We start from the raw sequence: 7,625 nt of genomic DNA on the forward strand, positions 1-7,625 counted from the left end.
CCCCGCCCGTGGTCGTGTCCGTCAACGTGGTGGAAATTGAGTGTAGCTGAAGCGGCTCCGTTTCAGGCGACTTCGGTGGAAATCTGTTCGGGTTTTGCAGTGTTGCCCATGGCCATGAGGTCGGCCATGGGTTCGGTCTGCATGTAGCGGTTCTGGATCTGCCATTCGTCGTTGGCCTCGAGAAGGACGGCGCCGATGAGCCGGATGATGGATCCCTCGTTCGGGAAGATTCCGACGACGTCGGCACGCCGCTTCACCTCCTTGTTCAGGCGCTCCAGGGAATTCGTCGAATGGATCCGGGTCCGGTGCTGACTGGGAAAATCCATGTGCGCCAGCACGTCGGTCTCGCTGTTGTCGATGAAGGCCCCGAGCTTTGGACACTTTCCCCGAAGCTGGTCGGCGACGTGGCGCAGCGCCTGGCTGGCGCTAGCACGATCGGGCTGGGCGAAGGCTTGGCGCAGCGCGGCCGCCGCCATGCTCTGCTGCGCCTTCGGGACATACGACAGGGCGTTGCGCATCCAATGCACCCGGCAGCGCTGCCAGGAGGCGCTGAACACCCGGCGAATGGCGGCTTTCAGCCCTTCGTGAGCATCCGAGATCACGAGCTTCACGCCGGACAGGCCGCGGCGCACGAGGCTCTTGAGGAAGCTCGACCAAAACGTCTCCGCTTCCGAGGGGCCGATGTGAAGGCCGACGATCTCGCGCTTGCCGTCCGTGTTCACGGCCACGGCGATTATGGCGGCGACCGAAACGATGCGTCCACCCTCGCGCTGCTTCAGGTAGGTCGCATCCAGCCAGAGGTAGGGCCAGTCGCCAGTGAGAGGACGGTCGAGGAAGCCGCCGACGCGTTCGTCGATGTCTTTGCACAGCTTCGATACGGTGCTCTTGCCGATCCCCGACAGCCCCATGGCCTGTACCAGATCGTCGACCCGCCGGGTGGAAACGCCGCTGATCCAAGCTTCCTGAATGACGGCAACCAAGGCCTTCTCCGAGAGCTTTCTCGGCTCCAGGAACGGCGGGAAGTAGCTGCCCTGCCGAAGCTTGGGTATCCGAAGCTGCAACGAGCCGAGCCGCGTGTCGAGCGAGCGGTCGCGGTAGCCATTGCGATAAGTCGCCCGTTCCTGCGTCCGTTCGTGGCGCCCGGCGCCGATCATGCCTTCAACGTCGACCTCCATAAGGAGCTGCATCACGCTCTCGGCTATCGTTCTCAGGAAATCGCCGTCCCCGGCTTTCGCAAAAAGCTCGGCAAGCGGTAGTCTGTCCTCGGTCATCGGGTTCTCCGGTCAGGTTGAAGTCTCGCAACTCCACCTTAGCCGCCCTATCCGGTGACCGCCTCAGCCACACCTTTCAATGTCGGAATTTCCACCACGAGCGCGGACACTACCCCGCCCGTCCAGTCGCGGCGCCCGAGGCCGCAATGGGGATAGCCCGCCGGCAGGACCAACAACGGCCCGGGATCGGCCGTTCCGGCAGATGGAGACCGGCCTGGGGCAGGAATTCACGCCTGCCACGACCACCTCGGCGGCGGCCGCAGTCAAGTGCCCATCGACCCATGCCGGCATTGGGTAGCAAAAGCCACCAAAACTCGGCCGGTTGCGGCCCGTTGCAGAGGCTGAGCAGCCGTTGCTAGAACTGGCAGATGTCGCGCGAAGTCTTGGTCATATTGCTCAATGGTTCCTTAGGGGTGGGCAAGTCCACCCTGGGGGAGGTGATCGGCGAAGCCATCGAGGGCTCGGTCATTCTCGACGGTGACTGGTTGGTGGCATGCAATCCACCGCCGGCTGACGAGACCGCGTATTTCCACGAAACACTGGCGCTCCTCGTCAGACGCCATCTGGCGAACGGATATAGCCGCTTCATCATCAACCACTACTGGTCCGCACCGGCCGAAATCGCAGACCTTCGGAACCGGCTGGCGCGACTGACTCGCGACCTTCGCTTTCACTGCTTCCTCCTTACGCTGCCAATGGAGGAGAATGTCCGGCGTATAGGGGTGCGCCGAGCCGCGCGCGCCATCGATGAAGCAGAATTCGAGAATGGTCGTTTCTTGGAAGAGGCCGCGGTGCTCTCCCGCGCCAAAGGTGCCGAACTCGGCGTCCCATTCGACGTCTCCGACCCACCCAATCTGCTCTGCCGAAGGCTCCTTGCGATGCTCGAGCGCCCGGAGAGCTAGCCGCACCCTGGGCTCGCGACCGAGCCTGGTCATTGTTTTTCGCACTGCGACTTCGCGCCAATGTCCGAATACGATGGCTGGACTCAGCCAATCCCTTCTCCGCCAGTCGAAAAGCGCGCATCGGCCGCCAGACAGCAAACCAGCCAGATCCCTGCCGTCCCGGTGGCCTGCCTTCGCCCGATGCCTTGCTTCCCGCCCGGCCGCCAGAAGCAACGGAGCCGCGTGACGTGACGTCCGCGATTTCCTATCACTGTCGAAAGAACAGTCTGGGAGGACGGACATGGGCATCTACGACGAGAACCTCGACCGCAACGCGGCCAATCATCAGCCGCTGACGCCGCTGACTTTTCTGTCGCGCGCCGCCCACACCTTTCCAGACACGGTGGCGATCATCCACGGCCGCCTGCGCCGCACCTATCGCGATTTCTACAGCCGCTCGCGGCAACTCGCTTCGGCACTCGAACGGCGTGGCATCCGGCCCGGCGAAACGGTGGCGGCGATGCTGTCCAACACGCCGGCGATGCTCGAGGCCCATCACGGCGTGCCCATGGCCAGGGCCGTGCTTCTCTCGATCAACACCCGCCTCGACCCCGCAACCATCGCTTTCCAGCTCGACCATGCCGAGGCCCGACTTGTGATCGTCGACCGGGAGTTTTCCGCGGTGATGGCAAAGGCCCTCGCTTTGGCAACGGTTCGGCCGATGGTCGTCGATTACGACGATCCCGACTTCCCAAGCGACGCGCCGGTCGCGAAGGGCGCCGCCATCGGGGAGACCGAGTATGAGGCGCTGCTGGCGGAGGGCGATCCGGATTACGGCTGGCAGCTGCCCCGTGACGAATGGGATGCGATCTCGCTCAACTATACGTCGGGAACGACCGGCAACCCGAAAGGCGTCGTCTACCACCATCGCGGCGCGGCCCTGATGGGCTATGCCAATGTCGTGGCCGCAAATCTCGGCAAGCGGCCCGTCTATCTCTGGACCCTGCCGATGTTCCATTGCAACGGCTGGTGCTTTCCCTGGACCTTGGCGGTTCAGGCCGGGACGAATGTATGCCTGCGCTGGGTCCGGGCGAAGGCGATGTACGACGCGATCGCCGATCACGGCGTCACGCATCTCTGCGGCGCGCCGATCGTCATGTCGCTGCTCATCAACGCGGCGGAGGCGGACAAGCGGCATTTCGGCCAGACGGTGACCTTCAATACCGCGGCCGCCCCGCCGCCGCAGTCCGTGCTCGCGGGGATGAAGCTTGCGGGCTTTGCCGTGACCCATCTCTACGGACTGACCGAGACCTACGGCCCCGCCGTCGTCAACGAATGGCAACCGGCTTGGGACTTGCTGCCGGACGCGGCGCAGGCGGCCCTGAAGGCGCGGCAGGGCGTTCGCTATACCGCCCTCGAGGACCTGACCGTCATGGATCCGGAGACGATGGCGCCGGTGCCTGTCGATGGCGAGACCATCGGCGAGGTCATGTTCCGCGGCAACATCGTCATGCGCGGCTATTTGAAGAACCCCGCCGCCAGCGCCGAAGCGTTCCGCGGCGGCTGGTTCCACTCCGGCGACCTCGGCGTCTTGCACGAGGACGGCTATATCGAATTGAAGGATCGCGCCAAGGACATCATCATCTCCGGCGGCGAGAACATCTCCTCGATCGAGGTCGAGAATGCGCTCTATCAGCACCCCGCGGTCCAGACGGCCGCCGTCGTCGCGCGCGCTGACGAGAAATGGGGCGAGACGCCCGTCGCCTTCATCGAACTGAAGCCCGGCTGCAGCGCCTCGAGCGACGAGCTTATCGCCCATTGCCGCGAGCATCTCGCGCGCTTCAAATGTCCCCACGCCATCATCTTTGCCGAGGTGCCCAAGACGTCGACCGGCAAGATCCAGAAATACGTGCTGCGGCAGATGACCGGCTGAACGCCCCGTCCGTCGCGCCGGCGGTCGAGGCATCGGGGGTGCCGCCGTTGCGGTCGCACGATGCGACGCAAGCAGATCGGGCAGACAGACCCGGACAGAACAGGGTCCGGACAGAACAGGGTGGAAGCCATCGCGCCAACCAATTCGCCAGGAGAGGTCGTTCTTATCGATCAGAACCGCGGCCGAACGGCAGTCCCGGGACGGGCTTCGACCCTGAGACCGCTTCCCCGCCAGGCCAGCGGCGCGGCGTGACGAAACCGCGTCAAACGGCCGCGTCGGATATCGAAGGCGAATATCAGAAGGAAAACCAACAATCAGAAGGATAACCAACGCGCTCGCGTCGCCCTTCGGAAGCGTTGTGTCTCCGTCACCGCGCCAAGGCGCGGCAGCCATTCCCCGTCATGCAGCGATTGTCACCAGGCGCTTACGGCGTTGACTATGTGTTGGGAACGCAAACAGCCCCGTCGCGGGTGCGACGGGGCTGTTTGGTTTGTGTTTTGTTGGGTATGTGATGAGATTTCTTGTCATTTGCAGACCTGGCGGCGACCGACTTTCCCGCGTCTTGAGACGAAGTATCATGGGCGCTGGAGCGTTTCACGGCCGAGTTCGGAATGGGATCGGGTGCAGCCGCTCCGCTAGAACCACCAGGTCAGCGAATGGCAAGATGAAGCTGGAGTTTGTTTCAGGGGGCTCACGCCAGCCGGGTAAAGACCCGGCCGTCTCCGCTGGGGCGGGCCAGTTGGCCCGACGCCCGGTCGGGCTACCAAGGGGCGCCCCTTTCGGGAAAGCCGCGGTAGTAGCTGAGTTCTGGAAGGCCTCTGCAGGGAGGCCGTTTGGATTGGAATGAGAACCGTCTCTTTTCAGCGGCAACAGGCTGGCCGCCCGTAGGACGACCGTCCGTCGGATTGCCATGGCAATCCGCGCCAGCGCAGACGACTTGTCCGTGACAAGTCGGCGTGAGCGCCTCGAGACAAACCAATGTTCACACCCCTTTGGGGGTGAACATTGGCGAATGGGAATGATCAAGCCGATCGGGCGATTAGTACCGGTAAGCTTCAAGCATTACTGCTCGTCCACACCCGGCCTATCAACGTGGTGGTCTACCACGGCCCTGATAGGGAGCACTCGTTTTGAGGTTAGTTTCCCGCTTAGATGCCTTCAGCGGTTATCTAGTCCGTACATAGCTACCCTGCACTGCGGCTGGCGCCACAACAGGTCCACCAGAGGTACGTCCATCCCGGTCCTCTCGTACTAGGGACAGATCCTCTCAATACTCCTACACCCACGGCAGATAGGGACCGAACTGTCTCACGACGTTCTGAACCCAACTCACGTACCGCTTTAAATGGCGAACAGCCATACCCTTGGGACCTGCTCCAGCCCCAGGATGCGATGAGTCGACATCGAGGTGCCAAACAACCCCGTCGATATGGACTCTTGGGGGTCATCAGCCTGTTATCCCCGGCGTACCTTTTATCCGTTGAGCGATGGCCCTTCCACGCGGGACCACCGGATCACTATGACCGACTTTCGTCTCTGCTCGACATGTACGTCTCGCAGTCAGGCGGGCTTATGCCATTGCACTCGACGACCGATTTCCGACCGGTCTGAGCCCACCATCGCGCGCCTCCGTTACTCTTTGGGAGGCGACCGCCCCAGTCAAACTACCCACCATACACTGTCCCGGATCCGGATAACGGACCGCGGTTAGACATCCATGACGATAAGGGTGGTATTTCAAGGATGGCTCCACACGAGCTGGCGCCCATGCTTCAAAGCCTACCACCTATCCTACACATGCCGACACGAATGCCAGTGTAAAGCTATAGTAAAGGTGCACGGGGTCTTTCCGTCTGACCGCAGGAACCCCGCATCTTCACGGGGAATTCAATTTCACTGAGTCTATGCTGGAGACAGCGGGGAAGTCGTTACGCCATTCGTGCAGGTCGGAACTTACCCGACAAGGAATTTCGCTACCTTAGGACCGTTATAGTTACGGCCGCCGTTTACTGGGGCTTCATTTCAGAGCTTGCACCCCTCCACTTAACCTTCCAGCACCGGGCAGGCGTCAGACCCTATACGTCGTCTTGCGACTTCGCAGAGCCCTGTGTTTTTGGTAAACAGTCGCTACCCCCTGGTCTGTGCCACCCCCACCCACTTGCGTACATGGGGGTCACGCTTCTTCCGAAGTTACGCGTGCAATTTGCCGAGTTCCTTCAGCATAGTTCTCTCAAGCGCCTTGGTATACTCTACCAGTCCACCTGTGTCGGTTTAGGGTACGGTCTATACGGTGGGGCTATTTCCTGGAACCGCTTCACCGCAGGATCAATCCAATAAGACCCTACGATACACGCGATCCGTCACTCTCCACCAGGCCCACGATTATTAACGTGGTTCCCATCGACTACGCCTTTCGGCCTCGCCTTAGGGGCCGGCTAACCCTGCTCAGATTAACTTTAAGCAGGAACCCTTGGACTTTCGGCGAGGGTGTCTCTCACACCCTTTATCGTTACTCATGTCAGCATTCTCACTTCCCATACCTCCAGCAGCCCTCACGGGTCCGCCTTCACAGGCCTAGGGAACGCTCCGCTACCACTGACGAATTCCGTAGAATTCTGTCAATCCACAGCTTCGGTGCATGGCTTTAGCCCCGTTACATTTTCGGCGCAAAGACCCTTAATTAGACCAGTGAGCTGTTACGCTTTCTTTAAATGATGGCTGCTTCTAAGCCAACATCCTGGTTGTTTTGGGATCTTCACATCCTTTCCCACTTAGCCATGACTTGGGGACCTTAGATGGTGGTCAGGGTTGTTTCCCTCTCCACGACGGACGTTAGCACCCGCCGTGTGTCTGCCGACTAGTACTCCCCGGTATTCGGAGTTTGATTGGGTTTGGTAGGACGGTGAGTCCCCCTAGCCCATTCAGTGCTCTACCCCCGGGGGTATTCGGTCGACGCTCTACCTAAATAGATTTCGCGGAGAACCAGCTATTTCCGAGTTTGATTGGCCTTTCACCCCTAGCCACAAGTCATCCCGATCTATTGCAACAGATATGGGTTCGGTCCTCCAGTGCATGTTACTGCACCTTCAACCTGCTCATGGCTAGATCACTCGGTTTCGGGTCTAATCCGACGAACTGAACGCCCTGTTCAGACTCGCTTTCGCTACGCCTCCACCTATCGGCTTAAGCTCGCTCGCCAGACTAAGTCGCTGACCCATTATACAAAAGGTACGCCGTCACCCATGATGGCTCCGACTGTTTGTAGGCATCCGGTTTCAGGTTCTATTTCACTCCCCTTGTCGGGGTGCTTTTCACCTTTCCCTCACGGTACTGGTTCGCTATCGGTCATGCACGAGTACTTAGGCTTAGAGGGTGGTCCCCCTAATTTCAGACAGGATTTCACGTGTCCCGCCCTACTCGAGGACACTAAAGAGCATTATGCCTACGGGGCTGTCACCCACTCTTGCCACGCTTTCCAACGTGTTCGGCTTCTCTCATATAGTGCCACTGGCCTGGTCCGCGTTCGCTCGCCGCTACTGA

At 60.8% G+C, this 7,625-nt stretch carries 3 protein-coding genes and 2 rRNA genes (1 of these 5 only partly in view); 2 read left to right on the top strand and 3 right to left on the bottom strand.

Going from position 1 to position 7,625, the window contains the following annotated elements; translation table 11 throughout:
* Positions 1-62: 62 nt before the first annotated feature.
* Positions 63-1,271 (bottom strand): IS256 family transposase, encoded by a 1,209-nt coding sequence (locus tag Sa4125_RS18020; protein ID WP_223998301.1) that lies wholly within the window; start codon positions 1,269-1,271, stop codon positions 63-65.
* Positions 1,272-1,639: 368 nt separating this feature from the next.
* On the opposite strand from Sa4125_RS18020, the gene Sa4125_RS18025 reads away from it, so the two are divergent.
* Entirely contained in the window at positions 1,640-2,173 is a 534-nt protein-coding gene (locus Sa4125_RS18025; RefSeq protein WP_224000117.1) for a Gar/GrdA family gentamicin resistance ATP-binding protein, read from the top strand.
* Between the two features lie 280 nt (positions 2,174-2,453).
* Positions 2,454-4,085 carry an acyl-CoA synthetase gene (locus tag Sa4125_RS18030; protein WP_224000118.1) on the top strand — a complete coding sequence of 544 codons (1,632 nt, stop codon included), beginning with the start codon at positions 2,454-2,456 and terminating at the stop codon, positions 4,083-4,085.
* Positions 4,086-4,619: 534 nt separating this feature from the next.
* Here the strand turns inward: Sa4125_RS18030 and rrf are convergent.
* Both rrf and Sa4125_RS18040 read right to left on the bottom strand, forming a co-directional pair.
* Positions 4,620-4,734, bottom strand: a 5S ribosomal RNA gene (gene rrf, locus Sa4125_RS18035).
* Between the two features lie 369 nt (positions 4,735-5,103).
* Positions 5,104-7,625: ribosomal RNA gene (locus tag Sa4125_RS18040) — 23S ribosomal RNA — on the bottom strand (it continues 307 nt past the right edge of the window).

Origin of the sequence: Aureimonas sp. SA4125 (assembly GCF_019973775.1) — a bacterium.
GTDB lineage: Bacteria > Pseudomonadota > Alphaproteobacteria > Rhizobiales > Rhizobiaceae > Plantimonas.

Bases quoted from the DNA above. Each gene is read 5' to 3' on its own strand.
- Sa4125_RS18020 (WP_223998301.1), bottom strand. From the start codon at position 1,271: ATGACCGAGGACAGACTACCGCTTGCCGAGCTTTTTGCGAAAGCCGGG.
- Sa4125_RS18025 (WP_224000117.1), top strand. From the start codon at position 1,640: ATGTCGCGCGAAGTCTTGGTCATATTGCTCAATGGTTCCTTAGGGGTG.
- Sa4125_RS18030 (WP_224000118.1), top strand. From the start codon at position 2,454: ATGGGCATCTACGACGAGAACCTCGACCGCAACGCGGCCAATCATCAG.